At 58.3% G+C, this 19,473-nt stretch carries 11 protein-coding genes; 4 read left to right on the forward strand and 7 right to left on the reverse strand.

The features are described from left to right. Positions 1-109: 109 nt before the first annotated feature. The 5 genes from rutD to BM397_RS07970 all read right to left on the reverse strand — a co-directional run bounded on the left by rutD (position 110) and on the right by BM397_RS07970 (position 4,640). Positions 110-877 (reverse strand): pyrimidine utilization protein D, encoded by a 768-nt coding sequence (rutD, locus tag BM397_RS07950; protein ID WP_092422787.1) that lies wholly within the window; start codon positions 875-877, stop codon positions 110-112. Further along, positions 877-1,260, reverse strand: coding sequence for a pyrimidine utilization protein C (rutC, locus tag BM397_RS07955; protein WP_092422789.1), 384 nt, complete (start codon positions 1,258-1,260; stop codon positions 877-879). The genes rutD and rutC overlap by 1 nt, the downstream gene beginning before the upstream one ends. Beyond that, positions 1,253-1,960 carry an isochorismatase family protein gene (locus BM397_RS07960; RefSeq protein ID WP_092422791.1) on the reverse strand — a complete coding sequence of 236 codons (708 nt, stop codon included), beginning with the start codon at positions 1,958-1,960 and terminating at the stop codon, positions 1,253-1,255. The genes rutC and BM397_RS07960 overlap by 8 nt, the downstream gene beginning before the upstream one ends. Then, on the reverse strand, positions 1,957-3,042 hold the full coding sequence (gene rutA, locus BM397_RS07965) for a pyrimidine utilization protein A (protein ID WP_092422793.1): 1,086 nt from the start codon (positions 3,040-3,042) through the stop codon (positions 1,957-1,959). Before rutA ends, BM397_RS07960 begins: the two co-directional genes overlap by 4 nt. A gap of 746 nt (positions 3,043-3,788) precedes the next feature. Next, positions 3,789-4,640: a hypothetical protein gene (locus BM397_RS07970; RefSeq protein ID WP_092422795.1), complete on the reverse strand. Its 852-nt coding sequence runs from the start codon at positions 4,638-4,640 to the stop codon at positions 3,789-3,791. A gap of 156 nt (positions 4,641-4,796) precedes the next feature. On the opposite strand from BM397_RS07970, the gene BM397_RS07975 reads away from it, so the two are divergent. From BM397_RS07975 to dsr1, 3 genes are all read left to right on the forward strand, one after another. Continuing rightward, positions 4,797-5,507, forward strand: a complete 711-nt coding sequence (locus BM397_RS07975; RefSeq protein WP_092422797.1) for a hypothetical protein — start codon at positions 4,797-4,799, stop codon at positions 5,505-5,507. Further along, positions 5,504-6,169: a hypothetical protein gene (locus BM397_RS07980; protein WP_092422799.1), complete on the forward strand. Its 666-nt coding sequence runs from the start codon at positions 5,504-5,506 to the stop codon at positions 6,167-6,169. The genes BM397_RS07975 and BM397_RS07980 overlap by 4 nt, the downstream gene beginning before the upstream one ends. A 283-nt stretch (positions 6,170-6,452) precedes the next feature. Then, complete coding sequence (gene dsr1 / locus BM397_RS07985) at positions 6,453-10,190, forward strand: anti-phage defense-associated sirtuin Dsr1 (protein WP_092422801.1); 3,738 nt, start codon at positions 6,453-6,455, stop codon at positions 10,188-10,190. A 132-nt stretch (positions 10,191-10,322) separates the two neighbouring features. Here dsr1 and BM397_RS07990 read toward each other — a convergent pair whose 3' ends face one another. Continuing rightward, a complete protein-coding gene (locus BM397_RS07990; RefSeq protein WP_092422803.1) occupies positions 10,323-13,379 on the reverse strand; it encodes a DUF3427 domain-containing protein in 3,057 nt (1,018 codons plus the stop codon). Between the two features lie 114 nt (positions 13,380-13,493). Further along, the gene (locus tag BM397_RS07995) at positions 13,494-14,084 is read right to left on the reverse strand and encodes a class I SAM-dependent methyltransferase (protein ID WP_092422805.1); all 591 of its coding nucleotides are present in this window, start codon (positions 14,082-14,084) and stop codon (positions 13,494-13,496) included. Positions 14,085-14,498: 414 nt separating this feature from the next. On the opposite strand from BM397_RS07995, the gene BM397_RS08000 reads away from it, so the two are divergent. Further along, entirely contained in the window at positions 14,499-19,463 is a 4,965-nt protein-coding gene (locus BM397_RS08000; protein WP_245696020.1) for a RecQ family ATP-dependent DNA helicase, read from the forward strand. The last annotated feature ends 10 nt before the right edge of the window (positions 19,464-19,473 follow it).

Genomic DNA, 19,473 nt, shown 5'->3' on the forward strand with positions numbered 1-19,473 from the left:
GATCGCGCCTCCACCCTCGAGTTCAGTGCTTTGTCCCAAGTAAGGCGGGATGCCTTCACCCTGGCGGCAAAGCGCCAGCCCGCACTGACGGGCCGACGCGACGCAAAGATCAGCCTGCCGACAAGAACGGCAGGACCTCGGCCTCGAATTCCACGCGCATGGTCAGATTCATCGCATGGCCGCCCTGATCCAAGATCACAAGCTTGGCGCCCGGGATGCGTGCCGCAAGCCGCTCGGACTGCGCCACATCCACCAGCGCGTCATCCTTGCTGGCGATCAGCAGGATGCCCGATCCGTCGGCGATCTGCGGCAGGCAGAAATCGCGCAGCGCATTGATGCGGTGGGTAATGTTTTCCACCCCCTGGAAATGCGCCACGGCATGGGCTTCCTCGGTCGCGATCTTCTCGGGATGCGCCGCAATCCAGAACGGCGGGTAGAGGAAGTTCATCTGCAACGCGGCGAAGGCTGGCAGCCCCTGCCCCGCCAGCGTCGCCAGCCGGATGTCGAAGCAGCGCGCCGTATGGGCATCGATCTCGGGCCAGGCGTTGATCGCCACTACGCGCCCGACGCGCCGCTCCGGGCGGGCGGCCAGATCGAAGCCTACCAGCCCGCCGAGCGCATGGCCCATCAGGTCGAAGTCCCCGACACCGGCGGCGTCGCAGACTTCGAGAATGTCGTCGGCCATGTCCTTGATCGAGGTCGGCCCCAGATCGCAGCCATTCGCGCCCGTGCCGCGCTGGTCATAGAGGATCAGATCGAAGGCTGGCTCGAGAGCCTCGAGATGCGGTGCCCAATAGCCCTGCGCACCGCCGAGACCAGAGCACAGGACAAGCGTGCGGGCGCCCTCGCGCCCGCACTTGAGATGGGTGAATTCCATCACTTGATGACCGCGACCGTGGCGATCTCGACCAGCGCATCGGGCTTCACCAGCCCGCATTGGATGCAGTAGCGCGCCGGCTTGTCGCCCGGGAAATAGGTCGCATAGACCTCGTTCACCGCGGCGTAGTTGGCCCAGTCGGTGACGAAGATATGGTTCATCACCACGTCGTCCATCGTGCCGCCGGCTTTCTCGATCACCGCCTTGATGGTCTCCAGCACGTGCTTGGTCTGCGCCGCCGCATCGCCCACGTGCACGACGTTGTTTTCCTTGTCGAAGGGCAACGTGCCCGACACGTACACAACCCCGTCGGCCAGCACGCCCGGCAGGTAGGGTGCGAGCGGCTTGCCGGTGCCTTCGGGGATCACGGGAGTCTTAGGCATTCGAAAGTTCCTTTTCTTCCTTGGAGATGAGTGCGGCGCAGAAGTCTTCGGTCTTGGCGACCCAGCCGAAGAAGGTGGCGACGTTGTAGACCGAGGCCTGCTGGATGAAGTCCGGGCCGAGGTGGTTGGTCGCGTCCTCGAGCATCAGGCAGTGGTACTCGAGGTGGAAGGCATCGCGCAGCGAGCTTTCGACGCAGACGTTGGTGGCGATGCCGGTGAAAATCAGCGTCTTGATCCCGCGCGAGCGCAGCGCGCTGTCGAGGTAGGAGTTGAAGAAGCCCGAGTAGCGCGGCTTCGGGATCAACAGATCGCCTTCCCGCGGCTTCAGCTCGTCAATGATGTCATAGTCCCAGCCGCCCTTGGCCAGAAGCTGACCCCAGAGTTCTGGGCGCTTCTTCATGGTCTTGATGGCGTTGGATTTCTTGACGTTCGGAGATTCCGGCCCGCCGGCCTCGACATAGGCCGGATCCCAGCCGTTCTGCAGGAAGGTGACCAGCACGCCGGCGTCGCGGCAGGCCTTGGTCACCTTCGAGATGTTCTCGATGCAGGACCGCGCGCCCGACACGTCGAAGCCCGCGAGGTCGACGTAGCCGCCCTTGGTCGCATAGGCGTTCTGCATGTCCACCACGATCAGCGCGGTGGTCTCTGGATCGAAGCCGAAGGCTTCGGGTTGTGCGGCAACTTCCATCTCGGTCCTCATGCGGGTTCTGCGACCTGCACCGACTTGCGGCAGGCCATGAGCGGCTGGATCTTGGAGCCGAAATCCTCGACCCCCTGCACGAAATCGTCGAAGGTCAGCAGCACACCGCCCGTTCCGGGCACCTCTGCCACTTCGTCGAGCATCTTCGCGACGGTCTCATACGAACCCACCAGCGTGCCCATGTTGATGTTCACCGCCGAGACCGGGTCCGACATCTGCCGCACGTTGGTGTCCGAACCCGAGGTGGTGTCCGCCGCGCTCTGCAACCCGAGCCAGGACAGCGCTTCCTGGTCGGCGCCCTCCTTGTAGAGGTCCCACTTGGCGCGGGCCTTCTCGTCGGTTTCATCGGCGATGATCATGAAGAGCGCGTAGGTGGACACGTCGCGCCCGGTCTTGGCGGTGGCCTCCTTGAGCCGTTCGGCGTTGGGCGCGAAGGCCGTGGGCGTGTTCACCCCCTTGCCGAAGCAGAAGTTGTAGTCGGCATAGGTCGCCGAGAACTCCATGCCCGCGTCTGATGAGCCGGCGCAGATCACCTTCATGTCGGCCTGCGGCTGCGGGCTCAGACGGCAGTCCTCCATCTGGAAGAACTCGCCCTTGAGATCGCTCTTGCCGGTTTCCCAGAGGTCGCGCAGCACCTGCGCATATTCCCCGAGGTACTTGTAGCGCGTGCCGAAGAATTCGTCGCCCGGCCACATACCCATCTGCGTGTACTCGGGCTTTTGCCAGCCGGTCACCAGGTTCACCCCGAAACGGCCGTTCGAGATGGAATCGATGGTCGCGGCCATGCGCGCCACAATCGCCGGCGGCATCACCAGCGAGGCGGCGGTGGCATAGAGGCGGATCTTGCTGGTGCAGGCCGCCAGACCGGCCATCAACGTGAAGCTTTCCAGGTTGTGATCCCAGAACTCCGTCTTGCCGCCGAAGCCGCGCAGCTTGATCATGGTGAGCACGAAGTCGAGCCCGTGCTTTTCGGCGCTCATCGTGATCTGCTTGTTGAGCTCGAAGCTCGGCTTGTACTGCGGCGCGGTCTCGGAGATGAGCCAGCCGTTGTTTCCGATGGGAAGAAAGACCCCGATTTCCATGTGCGACCTCTTGTTCGGACAGGTGTCATGCGGCCCGCGGGCCGTCTGAGGTCAGCAAAGTTTTTTTTACCAAACGGTAAAATACACTTCTTTGGTTTTCGCTGGTTCGTGCACGAAGATGCTGAAGATGCGAGCGCTTCAGCGGCGCAACGTCAGAAGTTGATCAGAATATGTATGGGAAACTCGTGTTTCGAACGTTCTGCCGCGCTCGGGGCCCTGCAAGCTCTTGAGACTCATGCAGCCACTGCCACACAAGCTCACCGGCGCGCACGGTCAGATCGCGGAGACAAGCTATGACGCAATTTTCTAGGGGGGGTGTTTGGAGGCGAGTACCGGAATCGAACCGGTGTACACGGATTTGCAATCCGTCGGCAACGTTGATTTTGCTACGTAATTTTGTAAACCACTCTGCGGAGTGGTCACCGAATTTCAATGGGTTAGTCGGACTTATGTAAACCGGCCTTGAGCTGCTTGACACCATGCGGACGTCGTATGCCAGAGGCGCCCCGGACAGGCCAAAAGCGAGTCCCTTGCCATTCAAGGATACTTTTAACCCCCAGCTTGCCAAGCAGCGGAGGGCTGGTTCACATGGAGCATGGGTTAACAGGAGAAGGCAGGACCTCAGGGAAATTCATCAGCAGGGCGCAGTGATACTCTGGCCCTAAGCGGCCATTCACCGGGATGGGCTCTGCTGCGGTGCAGCTTCCCCAAACCGGGCTCCCGTGACGGCGCAGGTATATGAGCGATCAAGGCTCCTCATGCTGAATGAGTCGGCGCCGAGCTTCTTCGACCGACATCTGCCCGCGTGCGCGGTTTGCGAACTGCGTCACAAGCTGGACGTTCCCATCGTAGTAGCCGTGGGAATTGTCGATCCGGTCGAGTGACATTCGATCATCCTGGACGCCCCCCTCCGCGGCCGAGCGCTTCTCGAAAGGCTGGCCGGTCAAAGCGCAGCGACCTTTCTGCTTTTTCAAAAGCTGGCTCGTCAGAAGACAGAGCTCCGAGTAGCTCCCAGAGCCCGCGTACTCCTTGCCGAACTTCATGGTCACCTTGCCGACGCCATTCACACGCTGTATCGCGTTCGAGACTGCCCGACGGATCTCGGTTTCCAGTGGCGGCTCTGGCATCACCGATCGTGCATAGTGATATTCCTTTGGAATAGGCTCCAGCGGCCCGAGCACTGCCTCATAGCCATCGAACCAAATGCACCGGTTCTGCTCCCGGGGGACTTCTGAGACCTGTATCTCACTGAGCTTGCTCCGGCGTGCCTCGAAGGCGTCCTCACTGGGCTGCCCGGTGGCCGCGTTCACCACCAGCATGGTGAGATCAGGGAACCCCAAAGGAGAGATTGCAAAGCCGTAGACGTCATCCAGCCATTTGCCATTTTGCCTATTCCCATATCCCCGAAGGATGATCGCATCGGTGTAGGTCAGACGGCACTTGCTGATCGCACATCTCGCCAAGATATAGAGGTCCTCCAAGACCCGTACGGCCAGAGCCTCGGTCTTTTTGATACCGTAGTCCGGATAGACCTCCGAGATCTCGTCTGAGATCATCGCCAGAAGATCCGCGCGCGGTACTGGGCTTTCATCGTACATACGTCAGTGCTCCGGTGTTTCGGGCGATCCTAGCAAGTGGAGGTAGCGGCGCAACATCAGCAGGCATCGCATCGTTTTTCTGCCGGTGAGGCGTTCGGGGTTGCCTATCCCCCTACATTAGACCAGCTTCCTGACAGATTGTGGAGGCGTAGTGCTATGTTAGAAGCCGTTGCGAGACGGAAGGCCCACTGGCTCTTCAACGCTGAAAGCGCGAAGTCCTTCTATGGCAAACGGCGGCCGCAGGAAGACATGGTCACATCTGCGGTGTTTGGTTCGATCTCGCAGATGTCGCCAGAGGATCGATATGGCGCGATCGAAATCCTGCTGGGGCGTGACGCATTCAAGGAAACTGGCTTCACACCCGAAGATGACATCGACTTGGACTTTTGGCCGCGCCTTGCAGGGCCCGCAGGGCGGAGGCATGTCGAACCCGACATCCTTCTGAAATCGGCCGGCAGGACCGCAGTCGTTGAAGTGAAGTGGCACGCCCCCCTGTCCGAGCGTCAGCTTGAGCAACAGGTCGAAGCCGCGGGAACCGAAAGCATCACCGCCGTCGTCATGCTGGGAGAAGCCGGCGTAGAAGACGAGATCTGCGGCGTGCGCGCATTCCGCCGGACATGGCGTGACGTCGCTGCGGAGCTTCAGAAAGCGAGCGCCCCGCGGCGCTCACCGCTGTGGCGGTGGCAAGCGACGATGCTCGCCTTCCTGCAAGAAACGGATATGGGGCGCGTATTCGCCGGGCTCTCTGCAATTGCCGATCCTGACGGCGCATCCTTCCAGTTCCGCAAGCCGGGACATCCACCATGGCTTGATCGGGCCCTGCAAGAACCTCAGTCCATAAAATATACATTCGGAGAAGCGCAGTGACCGACGCAGAGATCATTGAAAACAGCCGAAGGCTCTTCCGCTCTGCGGAGAACCTGCGAAGATCGGCTCCTGATCTGAGTGCGTTGATGGATAGCCTGTGGGAGGCTGTTAAGAGTCAGGAATACTTCGGGCCGATTGAGGACCTAGGCGACGAAGGCGCCGGGGATGAGGATGATTGGCTAGCGACCGGCTATGCCTACAACGCCAAGGTGCTGCGGCGCCCAGAGCTATCGCCGGTTAAACGGGGCCGTCCTCCAAAGCCGATTCAGCTCGGCACCCTGACGTTCATCGTACGCCTCTGCAATATAGAGGAGGTCGAAGATAAATCTGTCGATTGGCCGTGGCTGGACCAAGCTTGCCTAATCCTCGGCTGGCGCGCCTCAGATGCACCTAATGACTACTGGGAGATCGAAAACTTTGAGCCTAAGGACGAAAATGTGGCCAGCATCGCGCATGCTGGCAGCGGCCTCTGGGCATGGCCGCTTAACGGCAAGTACTATTCATATTTCTTTTCCATCCCAATCTTTGCGCTTCGGAATGAGCACGACCTCAAGAAGTATGCGTTGCGTCCACTGAAGGCCCTGTTCGACAGCGAAGATCCAGTTGCCGCTGCCTCAGAGGTTCTGAAACACGTTCCGACTATGCAGCCGCTGACTAGGTAAGCCGCACTCGACCATAGGATCGATTGCGACAAGGAGGGTAACCCTCTCGAAGAAGGGGATCCTCGTACTGTTGTTCGATTAGCGCAATATGGCCGTTCGGGGCCATATATGCGGCGACGCACGGGGCACGCACATGTGCCGTCACTCCCGGCCCTGAACGGATTTTAAGAAGATCGAAAATTGATGTCCATTCTGCGTAGACCAAGACCAAAGACTTCACTTGTCATGGAAGCATGGTCAAACTATCCGTGGAGCAGCACTACCCTGACTTGTTGAGTACAATATGCAGTACATTCCCAATGGCCCGGACATTCCAGAAGCCCTTTTAGAAGCTCATGAAGATGGGAAAGTGGTTTTCTTCTGCGGCGCAGGAATATCTTACCCCGCAGAACTGCCAACCTTCAGAGGTTTGGTGAAAGCCGTATTTGATGTACTCGGAGAGGTATGCAGTGGGGCCGAAGCCGAAGCATTAAAAGCCAACAATTATGACACAACACTGGGCCTTTTGGAGCAAAGGCTCCCGAACGGCAGACAGAGGGTGCGTGAGGCAATTTCAAGTGCGCTTCAACCGAATTTAAGCGGCAAAAAATCGACACAGACACATGAGGCGCTCCTTCAACTTAGCAAGACACGCTCGGGTGCCACGCGGCTTATTACTACGAATTTTGATCGAGTTTTTGAAGAGGTTATAGAGACGAGAAAGCTCCAAACACCAACACATGCGGCCCCATTTCTACCGATTCCAAAGAACAGATGGGACGGATTGATTTACCTACACGGCCTGTTAGACGGATCAGGATCCGAAGCGAACCTGAATAGTCTCGTTGCCACAAGCGGTGACTTTGGCTTGGCTTACCTTGTGGAAAGATGGGCTGCGCGCTTTGTGTCTGAACTATTTCGTAACTATACAGTCTGTTTTATTGGGTACAGCATCAACGACCCCATTCTGCGGTACATGATGGACGCTTTGGCAGCCGATAGCATGATGGGTGAAAGCACCCGGATCGCATATGCGTTTGGAAACTATACGCCAAGCAAAAAGGATCGAGTCCATTCCGAGTGGGTAACCAAACACGTAGTTCCCATACTCTATAAAAACCACAGCCATCACTATTATCTGCACGAAACGCTCCATGCATGGGCCAACAGCTATCGCGATGGCATTAATGGCAAGTCGGCAATTGTGGCGCGTCATGCACACCATAAACCAAGTGGAAGCACAGTGCAGGATGATTTCGTGACGCGGATGATTTGGGCGCTGAGCGATCCAACAGGTTTACCCGCGAAGCACTTCGCTCAACTCGATCCTGTTCCACCAATTGAATGGTTGGAAGAGTTCTCCAAACGGAGATTTGGTATTGATGATCTCCCCAGATTTGCAGTGCCAAGAAGTGATCTCTTTACCACATGGCCTAGCGAAGAATTCAAATTCAGCCTGCTATCAAGACCTGCCCCAGCCCATCTAGCTCCTCAAATGTCTATTGTTGATCTCAATTCCAGACACGGTTCCGATTGGGACGAAGTAATGAAGGCACTTGCGCAGTGGCTGGTGAGACACCTGGAAGAAACCGAGGCCCTTTTCTGGGTAATTGGGCAAGGTAGCAATCTAAGTCCACGTTTCGAATGGTACCTTCGGAAAGCTCTAGAGGATGCTAACCACCTTAACCCGACCATGCGAAAGCTATGGGATTTTGTAGTTTCAGGGTACGCCCGATCACGCCACTACAATGGCAGCCTTTACGGGTGGGAAAAGCGCTTCAAGACACATGGGGACACAATTCTTATAAGGCAAGAGTTCAAGGATGCACTGCGTCCATCGCTAAGGATCTCACGCCCATATTATTTCAGAACAGACCCTTCCATCGATACAAGCGAAAAGATTTCATCGATTGCTAACGTGGAAGTGGCGTTGGCATCCGATCACGTTCATTCGGCATATGAGAGCATTCAAAAAACCGAGCAATTCGAGAGTTTTCTTGCAAATATTTTGACCGACATGTCAGAATTGTTGTCGGAAACGCTCGCCCTTATGTGCGAAGCTGAAATTTCATCCGAGCTTAAAGACTACAGCTACATACAACTCCCGTCGATTTCAGACCATAATCAAAACAAGGATTACAACGACTGGACACTCTTGGTGACCCTGTGTCGCGACGCTTGGTTGGCAACTGCAGATCGCAATCGTGAAAATGCAAAAGCGATGCTATCGATCTGGGCAAATTCTAAACATGCCGTATTCCGCCGGCTAGTCTTTTTCGCGTTGGCGCAGAGGCCCTATCTCGTGTCGTTTGACACAGCGACGTCGTGGCTCTTGGCAGAAGATGGGCATTGGCTTTGGTCGACCTCGACAATGCGAGAGGTGATGCGCTTGCTGGTTTCGTTCGGTCCAATTTTGACTGTTAGCCACATGGAGAGGCTTCAAGCTGCAATAGTCCAAGGCCCTCCCAGGACGCGCTTCAGAAATGATATTGGCGATGATACGCTTCAGCGTCATTCAGATCGAATGCGCTGGTTGAGATTGAGAAAGCTCCTTTCCAATGGCGGCACCGCAACAGAAGATGCAGACACTTTCATCGCATCGGTGGAAGAGAGATATCCAGAATGGAAATTGTCACCTGATGAGCGCGATGAATTCCCAATATGGAGCTCCAATGGTGAAGAGCAGCCGGCCGAACAATCACCTAAGAATATAAAGAAGCTGGTTGAGTGGCTCCGAAACAATCCCGCATCTGAAAATGTTTTCAGCGGGGACAATTGGTCTGAGAGATGCCGCGATGACTTTAGGCGTTCGTTCTTTGCGTTAAGGAGCCTGGCAAGCGAAGATGTGTGGCTTCCTCAACGTTGGGCTGAGGCCTTGTACGCGTGGTCCAGTGACGAGCTTCTAGGCCGTTCATGGAAGTATGCATCCTCCGTTATTGAGGGCATGCCTGACGAGTACTTCGTTGATGTCCTGCATGCGGTTGCATTGTGGGTAAATCGGATATCAAAGAACGTCAGGGAGCATGAAAAAACGTTCTTCGCGCTTGTTAACCGAATAATAGAAACCGGCGCCACAAATATCGAAGCTTCCGACGATTTTTCGCTCAATCAAGCCATAAATCATCCAGTTGGTCATGCTGCAAGTTCACTCTTGAACTGGTGGTTCTCAATGAAACCCGAAGATGATCAGGGGCTTCCAGATGAGCTGAAGGATCGATTTTCAGAGATGTGTAATTCCGACAATCAGTCCCTTTGGATTGGCTCGGTTGTTCTAGCGCAACAAGTCATCCCGTTACTGCGTGTGGACCGGGACTGGACCAAACAGTATTTGATACCATCGTTTGAATGGGAGCCAGACGTTACACAAGCCGCCGCGATCTGGGATAGTTTTCTGCACGCCCCAAGAATATACCTGCCACTGCTTGAACTACTCAAATCGCCATTTCTAGAAGTTCCCGACCACATCGGCGATATGGAAGAGCAGTGCTTAGAGCAATATGCGAGGTTCTTAACCTACATTTCTCTAGGCGAAGCATCGGTTTTTAGTCCGAGTGAATTGAGGCAAGTTTTTGCTAAGCTCACTGTTGAGCAACTCGAAACCGTCGCAGAAACACTCTTCCGAGCCTTGCAGAGCTCAGGTGAACAACAAGAAGAGTACCTAACGAACCGGGTCATACCATTTGTAAAGAAATTCTGGCCTAGCAAGCATGAATCACGCACCCCGAAAACGTTCCGGTACTTCGCTCAAATGACAGCAGTATCTCGAAACGGGTTTGAAGAAGCGTTCGCTTGTTTCAAAAATCACTTAGGGCAAACCGCGGACTTTAGCTATCTACTCCATCTCCTAGAGGATGGTGGTCTGGCCGCTGAACATCCCAGAGAGATACTGTCGCTATTGCACGCCACAATCCCTCAGGACGTTCACTATTTGTATGGCGGTCTGAGCACTTTGTTGCACATTATCCAGGGAGCCAATCCTGCCCTATCAAATCATCCTGACTTTATTCGGCTTACTGTTCTGTCGCAGCAACACGAAAACTAAGCGTATAAAGCACACATTCGGAGCGATTGTAGCGACCGGTGTCTCTCCGACCATTTGGGTTCGACTGACACCTTACTTGCCCCAAAGGGTTGAGGTATGAGCTATCGCACCGACGCCAGTATCGCCGATCGCTCACTTCATGCCGAAAAGTGTGCGCAAGCCCTCGGGTAATGCATCGGGTAGATTCAGTTGCACAGTGATTGGCGCCTCGCCTTCCCACCCGGCGAAATGAACTGGCCCCGCATATCGAAAAGGCGCCGCGCGACCATCACGAAGTTTCGATTTTCGGATGAATAGGTGCACGCTCCAGCCTGGTTCTTCCCCTGAAATGATTCGTCCGCGGGCGCTATTTCGTCGAGTGCTGGTTTGGGTCTGCCAGACAAAACGGGTGGGACTGACGAACGCGTCGGCGTAGTGGTCACCGACGGACATGCTGCTCTTATCCATGGTCACAAGCAGCACCATGGCCTTGGCATCTGGGATGACGACGATGCCGGAATTCCAAGAGCCAGTGTTGAAAACCGCGCCAAAGAGCGGTGGGATACGGTCGCGCGGGTATTCTTCCCAGATCTGGGGGCCCGTAGCAGGAGGAGAGAGAGGCGCGGCAGGTGCTTCGGTTGCTTCGGCAAGAGGGCTTGTTTCGTGCTGATCGTAGGTCACGCTGCGGGTTTGCAAGTAACGAAGTATCCGCCAGTCGACGAGTTCCGAGGCGAGATTGGCAAGCGAGATGTCGCCGTTGTCGTCAAGGGTGGTCTCGAATACGCCAGGGCCGAAGCGGAACCATTTGGTGTCGCCCAAGAGCTTCAAGGCGTATTTCGTGAGCATGGCCTGAACGGCCTCAAGGTCGTCCGGGGCGACGCTGATATCCGCCTGGATTTCAGGGTTTCGCTTAGCAAGGCGAGCAATGCGCTCGGCAAGAGTCTTAACAGAGATGTGGCCCGGGAAGGCTCCGGCCTCGATCATGCCGCGCAACGCCAGCATCTTGTAGCTGCGCGTCATGCGGGTTGTTTCAATTTCGTCGAGCAGACCTTTGTGCGACGTCCAGGCGGCATGGTCACTGCCGGTGAGGTCGCCCATGTCATTGACGAAGCCGAACCATCCAGCATGCCCCGTGCGGCCTGGGTTGAAGCCTGCGTGTTGAACCTCAGATGCGGTTGGGCGGACGCCATGCCGATCCCGGAAATCGCGATAGAAGGCTGCCAGTTCCTCGCCGTCGCGTGGCAGCCGAATTAAGGATCTAAGGATGTCGAGGGCTTCGAGATCGTAAGTGACCTCGCAGCCTGCAGGGAAGATGATCTCATGGCGCTCGAACCTCTCGAGTGCCATTCGCAGGGCACCTTCGCCTGCGCCGCTCTGTAGCAGTGTGCGCGCCTTGGTGAGGAAGATCCGGTGGTTGCCGATGTAGTCGATCACGGCAAGGTGGGTCTTGCCGATTGAGCGGCGCAGGCCGCGCCCGAGTTGCTGGAGCCAGATCACAGGGCTTTCAGTCGGGCGCAGCATCAGCACGGTGTCGATAGACGGCACGTCCACTCCTTCGTTGAACATGTCAACGGCATAGACAATGTCGAGGTCGCCGTCTTCGAGGGCCTTGAGGGCGCTGGCGCGCGGGGATGACGTGTCGCCGGAATGTACGGCGACAGCACGCAATCCCCGCGCCTGCGAGAACTCGGCCATGAAATCTGCGTGGCGGCGCGAGACGCAGAAGCCGATAGCCTTCTTGCCGCCGCGCCGGGCCAATTGATCAAGGGCGTTTTCCGCGCGCGCCTGCGTAGCGACGGCCAAGGTCAGCGCGGCCTCGTCGAACTTGCCGCTGCGCCAGGGGATCTGCGCATACTCCACAGGGTCGGGCACGCCGAAGTATTTGAACGGGGCCAGAAGTTCGCGATCGATACCGGACCAGAGGTCACATTCATATACGAGGTTCTCTTCGCAAAGGCCCAGAAGATCGCCACCATCGCTGCGGTCTGGTGTTGCCGTCAAGCCTAGCAGGAATTTCGGGGTGAAGTGGTCGATGATCCTGCGGTAGGTCGCCGCGGCGGCGTGGTGAAATTCGTCGACGACAATGTAGTCGAAGGCGTCTGGAGCGAAGCGTTGCAGGTGCTGGTTACGGGAGAGCGTCTGGATCGAGGCAAAAAGGACATCCGCGTCGAAATCCTTGTCGCCCCCGCCGAACCGACCGAGGCGTGCCTTGGGTCTTACAGCGCGGAAAGCCTCCATGGCCTGGGTCAGGATCTCTTCGCGATGGGCAACGAAGAGAATGCGTGTGGCCGGCTGGCTGTCGAATGCGGCAAGGAAGGTCTTGCCGAGGCCAGTTGCAAGCACGACCAGCCCGGCGCGATACCCCTTGACGCGCGTGGCAGCCAAAGCGTTCAGGGCTTCTCTCTGGATGTCGTGGGGCTTGGGCGCATCTTCGGGTGTCTCTTCCGGAACGCCGGAGTGCATTGGCAAGGGGGGAATCCGGCGGGCCTCATAGCTGTCGATCCATTCCCCCGAGAGTTCTGTCACCTCTGCTCGGACCAGCAGGTCTTCGAAAGCCTCTCGGGCAGCGGTCAAAGGCGCAGCCTCTGACCGATCAAAGTGGCGTAGGTTCCACTCGACACCATCGGTCAATGCCGAACGGGAAAGGTTCGACGAGCCGACGATCATCGCCCCGGCTCCATCGGCAAAAGAAAACATCCATGCCTTCGGGTGAAATGGGATGCTGGTAGCTCGGAAAACGTAGAGCCGGCGGTCGTGGTCCAGATCCTCCATCAGGCGCAGTGCAGTCGGCTCGGTCACGTCGAGGTAGTCGCCTGTGAGCAGCCGAAGCCGACCACCGCGTTCCAAAAGGTCGCGCAGATGAGGCAGGACCAAACGCGCTCCCGAGGTCATCAGGAAGGATACAGCCAGATCGACAGATTGCGCCTGGTCAATCAAGGGGCGCAGATGAGCGTGCAGCGCATCCTCGCCGCCGGAGATCAATGCGCGATCATGTGGCGCGCCGGGGATGGGGCTAAAGGCGATGCTGGGAACATCCAGCCGAATATGGAAGTGCTCGGTGGTTTCAATAAGTTTGACGGGCGCCAGGCCGCCATCACCCTCCAAGAGCGCCTGCGCCGGCGTGATGCGTGCAACAAGGGCAGCTTGTTCAGGCTCCGAAAGGTCGCGCCAACGGGTCACATGGCGTCGCGGCGCGAGAATGATGGCCATTCCATCTCGGATCAGGATGGTTTGAGCATCGCACTCGACTATCTTCACGATGGATGGCGCGCAGCACGGGCAGGATGGTTTTGACTTAGGTCGGGTAATCTCGGAGGGCACTCGTCAGGCTTTTCTCATCAAGGCATTGAGCCAAAGGTCGTCTTTTCTATTCGGACGGCGGTCTTCAGTCCGCCAAAATTTAACCTGCCGGAGCGACGGGCATTCGTCCAGGAGCGCCGCAAAGGATTCCTCAGTCATGTCGGAGAATTGTCGCGCCGCCTCTTGCCGGTCGCCGTCGCCAATCTTAAACGAGGCATACAGAGCCCCCGCAGAGACCAAATGGTCTGCCAATCTTCGCAAGACATCCGGCAAGTCGCCGCGCTCGACGTGTAGGAGAGAAGCGCAGGCCCAGATGCCCTCGAAAGAGTGTTCCCACTCGAAATCTTCAAAGAGCATCTGCCGGGCGGGAACACCGGAAAAAGCGGTCGCCGCACGCACCATGGAAGGTGAGGCGGAAAATGCCTCAGCCTGGTATCCTGCGAGGTGAAGTGCGCGCGCCTCGCGACCGGATCCTGTCCCGGCATCAAGGATGCGAGCAATCCCGGCATAAGTTTTCGGGACTGCAGCGAGAAATCGATCGCGAAGGGACGACATGTCGGCGTTTTGAGTGTCTTGCAGGAATTTCTCGGCGTTCGTGTTGTAAAATTCGCTCATATAAATTTTCGGGCAATTTTATTTGCCGCGATCTTTTCGTCGCGATTCTGGAGGATTATCGGGTTCGTGCAAGTTATTGATGATCAATTTGGAATATTTGCGAGGCCTTAACAAACTCGACAATGATTACGTTCTTTCATTTTGAGTAAGTGCTTTTGCGAACACAGGCCTTGCGGTCGGGCGACGTCAAATACTGTGTCATGCTTGACCACGCCAGGCCAAGCATCTCAGATAAGTTGTTGATATAAATAGCTCCACCGGTGCCCCCTGCTACAGACCGTCAACCAACCTGATCCATTCCTGGCACGATGCCTGTCTGTCGACCTCGAGATCGACCCGAAAACCGCGCGCGTATTCGACCTGGCGGCGGTGCGCTGTGACGACAGGCCAGCATTGCGTTGCCAAAAAGGCGACATGGCGGGCGCGCTGGATCAGTTGGAGGCAGACCTCGGTGAAACACGGCACCTCATCGGGCACAATATCCTGCGCCATGACCTGCCGCATCTGGCGGCCATGCGGCCGAGACTGTTGCAACTTGCCGAAGCGCCGATCGACACGCTCTGGCTCAATCCTTTGGCCTTTCCGCGCAACCCGTATCACCACCTCGTCAAGCACTATCATGACGGACGGCTGCTGTCGGGGCATGTCAACGATCCAGAGGCAGACGCGCGGCTTGTATTCGACGTGCTGCAAAATCAACTCAACGCCTTCCGCGCGTTGAATGCCACGGCGCCGGAGACCGTGACTGCCTACCACTATCTGACGACGCGAGACGAGCAGGATCAGGGGTTCAACGCCGTGTTCAGCTACGTGCGTGGCGCTTCTGTTCCCACAGGTGCCGAGGCGCGGCAGGCGCTGCAGGGTTTGCTGGCCGACGAGGCCTGCGCGACGGCGGTGCAGGACGTTCTGGACCAGGTCGGTGCGCCGCATACCGGCTGGCCTTTGGCCTATGCGGTGGCATGGATTTCGGTCGCCGGCGGCGATTCTGTCATGCCGCCCTGGGTGCGAATGCAGTTTCCGGACGCAGCGCGAATGGTGAAACGCCTGCGCGACACCGCCTGCGATGCCGCTGACTGCGCGTGGTGCCGCGAGAAGGCCGACCCAGTTAAGGCGCTTTCTCGCTGGTTCGGTTTCGACGGGTTTCGGCCCGCGCCCACGGACGCAGACGGTCGCCCCTTGCAGGAGCGCATCGTCGATGAGGGTATGCGCGGCAACAGCCTTCTTGGTATCCTGCCAACCGGGACCGGAAAATCCGTCTGCTACCAGATCCCGGCGCTGGCCAAGTTCGACCGAACCGGCGCGCTGACGGTCGTGATCTCGCCACTCGTCGCGCTGATGGCGGACCAGGTGGCGGGGATGGAACGTGCGGGGATCTCTTCTGCGGTCACGGTGAACGGGATGCTTTCGCTGCCCGAACGTCAGGATGCACTCGACAGGGTCTGTATGGGCGAGGCTGCGATGCTGCTGATCTCGCCAGAACAATTGCGCAGCATATCGGTGCGTTCAGCTCTGAAGCAGCGCGAGATCGGGCTTTGGGTGTTGGACGAGGCGCATTGCGTTTCAAAGTGGGGGCACGATTTTCGACCCGACTATCGCTATATATCTCGGTTCATCCGTGAGACGGCAGGAGACGGAGATCCGGCTCCGGTGATCTGCCTGACCGCCACAGCCAAGCCCGAAGTGGTGGCCGATATCAGGGACCATTTCCATCAAAGACTTGGAACCGAGCTGCTGCTGCTGGATGGCGGCGCCTCGCGTTCGAATCTGAGTTTCGAGGTCCGCGCGACCGGCAAGCGGACGAAGTTGGCCGATATCCTTGATGTGATCGAACAGAGGCTTCCCGCCGAAGGGGCCTCTGGCGCTGTAGTATATTGCGCGACGCGTAAAGCGACAGAGGACGTCGCGCAGTTCCTTCAACAGCAGGGCTTGTTGGCAGAGCGCTATCATGCGGGCCTGACACCGGATGAGAAAAAAACCATCCAAGAGAGGTTCCGCGTCGGCGAATTGCGGGTCATTGCCGCCACAAATGCTTTCGGGATGGGCATCGACAAGCCTGATATCAGGCTGGTGGTTCATGGCGATATTCCCGGATCGCTCGAAAATTACCTGCAGGAGGCAGGCCGCGCGGGGCGGGATCGGGATCACGCCAATTGTGTGCTGCTATACGCGCCAGACGATGTCGAACGCCAGTTCCAGTTGTCGGCGCGATCGCGTCTTGACCGGCGCGAGATCGGGGCCATTCTGAAGGCGCTTCGCCGGATGGATGTCCGCACCCGTAGCACGGGCACGGTCGTCGCCACCTCGGGCGAGATCGTGCGGCAGGAACATGACCGCGAGTTTCAGCGCGAAAGTGCGACCGACGACACGCGGGTTAAGACCGCGGTCTCTTGGCTGGAGGAGGCCAGGCTGGTCTCGCGCGAAGAGAACCGTGTGCAGGTTTTCCCGTCGTCGCTTCGGGTGCGCGACACCAAAGAGGCTGGGTTGCGACTGGACAAGGCGCAGATCACCGGGATGCGCCGGACGCAGTTGATGGACATCGTCCGCCACCTGATGAATGCGCCGCCTGATGAGGGCATATCGACCGACGAGCTTACCGGCGTGAGCGGATTGACCGGCGGGCAGCTGACCAAAGCCATGGCCGACCTCGAAACCCTCGGGATCGCCCGGAACGATACCGCGGTTACGGTCTTTGTGCATTTCGGAGTGCCGGACGATTCCCGCAAGCGGCTTAGTCAGACGACACGGCTCGAAACAGACCTGATCGCATTCATGAGGGAAGAGGCGCCCGACGCAGAGGACGCAGTCAGCACACCCTTCAACCTGCAACTCGCCAGCCAGCAGCTGCGCGACCAAGGGCATAGTCATGTCCGCCCTGACGTGGTCGAGAAGCTGTTGCGCGGCATGGCGCGCGACGGCCGCGACTTGGACGGGGGCAAGGGCAATGTCCGGCTGCGCAAGGCCTCTCGGGACACGCTGTTCGTCACCTTGCAGCGGTCCTGGTCGGTTTTGGAGCAGTCGGCCGCGCTGCGTCGCCAAGCTGGCGAGGCACTGGTGGAGCATTTGTTGGGGCGGCTCGAAAAAGGTCAGCGGGGCAAGGACCAACAGATCGAAACCACGCTGGGCGACATGCTGGCGAGTTTGACGAGCGACGCGTTCCTCCGGAGCCAGGTCAAGGAGATGACCCGGTTAATGGACCGAGGACTTCTCTGGCTGCACGAGCAAGAGGTGGTGACCCTTGGCAAAGGGCTGACCGTGTTCCGGCCTGCGATGACGGTGCAGCTTGCGCCGGGAAAGACGCAATTTCTGGTCAAGGATTTCGCCCCGCTGCAAGAGCATTACGACGAACAGACGGTGCAGACCCACGTCATGGCGGCTTATGCGGAAACCGGGCTGTCCTCGATGCAAGACGCCATCCGCCTGACAGAGGATTATTTCGCCCTCGATCAGGAAGGCTTCATGGGCCGCTGGATGAAGGGCAAGACGACCGAAGTAAAGCGACAGACAACTGGGAAGTCGTGGCAGAATGTTGTCGAGGTGCTGGACAATCCCGTGCAGCAAAAGATCGTAGCCGACGACCGGGACGCCACCAATGTGCTGGTCCTTGCAGGCCCGGGCTCGGGCAAGACCCGTGTCTTGGTGCACCGCATTGCCTACCTGATCCGCGTCCGGCGTGAAGATCCGCGCAGCATTCTTGTTCTGAGCTATAACCGCCACGCAGCGGTGGAGATCCGGGCACGGCTTCGGCATCTGGTCGGAGACGAGGCATTCGGCGTGACGGTCTCGACCTGTCATGCAATGGCCATGCGACTTGTGGGCGCCAGCTTTGCCGGGGCGCAAGCCGAGAGCCGGGATTTTGACGGTATCGTCATGGAGGCGGTGCGCCAGCTGACCGGAGAGGGACTGAGCAAGACCGAAGCCGAGGCGCAGCGCGAGACGCTGATCCAAGGGTATCGATGGATCCTCGTAGACGAATATCAGGACATCGGCCCCGAGGAATATGCCCTGATCGCCGCCGTCGCAGGGCGGACAATCGACGACGAGGACATGAAGCTCAGTCTCTTCGCGGTGGGGGATGACGATCAGAACATCTATGCGTTCGCCGGGGCGTCCATCAAATTCATCCGACAGTTCGAGCAGGATTACCGGGCAAAGCCCGAGTTTCTGGTCGAGAACTATCGCTCCACCCGCCATATCATCGAGGCCTCCAACACGGTGATAGCCGGGGCATCTGACCGGATGAAGCTGGGTCATGACATCACCATCGACCGAAAGCGCCGTAAAGAAGCGGCGGGCGGTGTCATGGAGACTTGCGACCCAGTCGGGCAAGGGCGAGTCCAATTGATCCACTGTCCACCGGGAGATCGGTCGCAAGCCGTCGTCGCCGTGTCCGAGCTGCAGCGTCTGCAGGCGCAGGAGCCAGGGTGGAACTGGTCGCGCACGGCCATCATCGCGCGAAACTGGCGGCAACTTGCCCCGGTGCGCTCCTTTGCTGAGGCACAAGGGATCCCAGTCGAGATGGCTAATGAAAGCCTGCCAAGCCTCTGGCGCTTGCGAGAGATGCGACAGTTCATCGATCGTATGAGCCGCGATCGAACACACGTTCTTGGGGTGACGGACTTGCTGGATGTGGTGAATGCCCTGCAGAGCAATCGTTGGACCAACCTTATCGCTGAGGGCATCGCCGCGCTGGCGCAAGAGATCGGTACCGGACAGGTCTCGGTCCCCGATCTTATAGAGTGGTTCGGCGAATGGGCACGCGATGCACGGGGCGAGCAGCGGGGACTGTTGCTGATGACCGCGCACCGGGCCAAGGGGCTCGAGTTTGACGATGTCGTGATCCTAAACGGCGGTTGGGACAGGCCGTCAAGGAACGAAGATCTGGATGCGCCGCGCCGGCTGTTCTACGTGGCCATGACTCGAGCGCGGCGCAGCCTTGCGGTGATGACACAGGGGGCACATGCGTTCATGCCAGCAGATGGCGACAACATCCTGCGCAGGCAAACGGCGCTGCCCGATGCGCGCGAACTGCCGCCAGATCGCACATATCTGATGCCTGACATGAGCCAGGTATTCATAGATTGGCCCGGGCGTTTGCGCGATGAAGACCGCTGCCTCGCCGCGATCGCCGAGGCCCAGGTCGGCGACAGGCTCGCGCTGGTGAAAGATGGTTCCCGTTGGGCGGTCCGGGACTTGGACGGGCGCACTCTGATCATGATGAAAGGCGGGTGGGATGTTCCCGCCGGTCAGCGCATCGTTTCAACCGAGGTCGGCGCGATTGTCTCTCGTCGCGCTCATGAGAGCAGCGAAGAACACCGATCCAAGCTTCGGCGCGATACCTGGGAAGTCGTGCTGCCGGAGATCGTGCTAGAAGCCTGCTGAGTTTGCGCCC

It is taken from the genome of Alloyangia pacifica (assembly GCF_900116195.1).
Lineage (GTDB): Bacteria > Pseudomonadota > Alphaproteobacteria > Rhodobacterales > Rhodobacteraceae > Salipiger > Salipiger pacificus.

Coding starts and splice junctions, on each gene's coding strand:
- rutD (WP_092422787.1), bottom strand. CDS start 877: ATGGAATTCACCCATCTCAAGTGCGGGCGCGAGGGCGCCCGCACGCTT.
- rutC (WP_092422789.1), bottom strand. CDS start 1,260: ATGCCTAAGACTCCCGTGATCCCCGAAGGCACCGGCAAGCCGCTCGCA.
- BM397_RS07960 (WP_092422791.1), bottom strand. CDS start 1,960: ATGAGGACCGAGATGGAAGTTGCCGCACAACCCGAAGCCTTCGGCTTC.
- rutA (WP_092422793.1), bottom strand. CDS start 3,042: ATGGAAATCGGGGTCTTTCTTCCCATCGGAAACAACGGCTGGCTCATC.
- BM397_RS07970 (WP_092422795.1), bottom strand. CDS start 4,640: ATGTACGATGAAAGCCCAGTACCGCGCGCGGATCTTCTGGCGATGATC.
- BM397_RS07975 (WP_092422797.1), top strand. CDS start 4,797: ATGTTAGAAGCCGTTGCGAGACGGAAGGCCCACTGGCTCTTCAACGCT.
- dsr1 (WP_092422801.1), top strand. CDS start 6,453: ATGCAGTACATTCCCAATGGCCCGGACATTCCAGAAGCCCTTTTAGAA.
- BM397_RS07990 (WP_092422803.1), bottom strand. CDS start 13,379: ATGGCCATCATTCTCGCGCCGCGACGCCATGTGACCCGTTGGCGCGAC.
- BM397_RS07995 (WP_092422805.1), bottom strand. CDS start 14,084: ATGAGCGAATTTTACAACACGAACGCCGAGAAATTCCTGCAAGACACT.
- BM397_RS08000 (WP_245696020.1), top strand. CDS start 14,499: ATGGCGGGCGCGCTGGATCAGTTGGAGGCAGACCTCGGTGAAACACGG.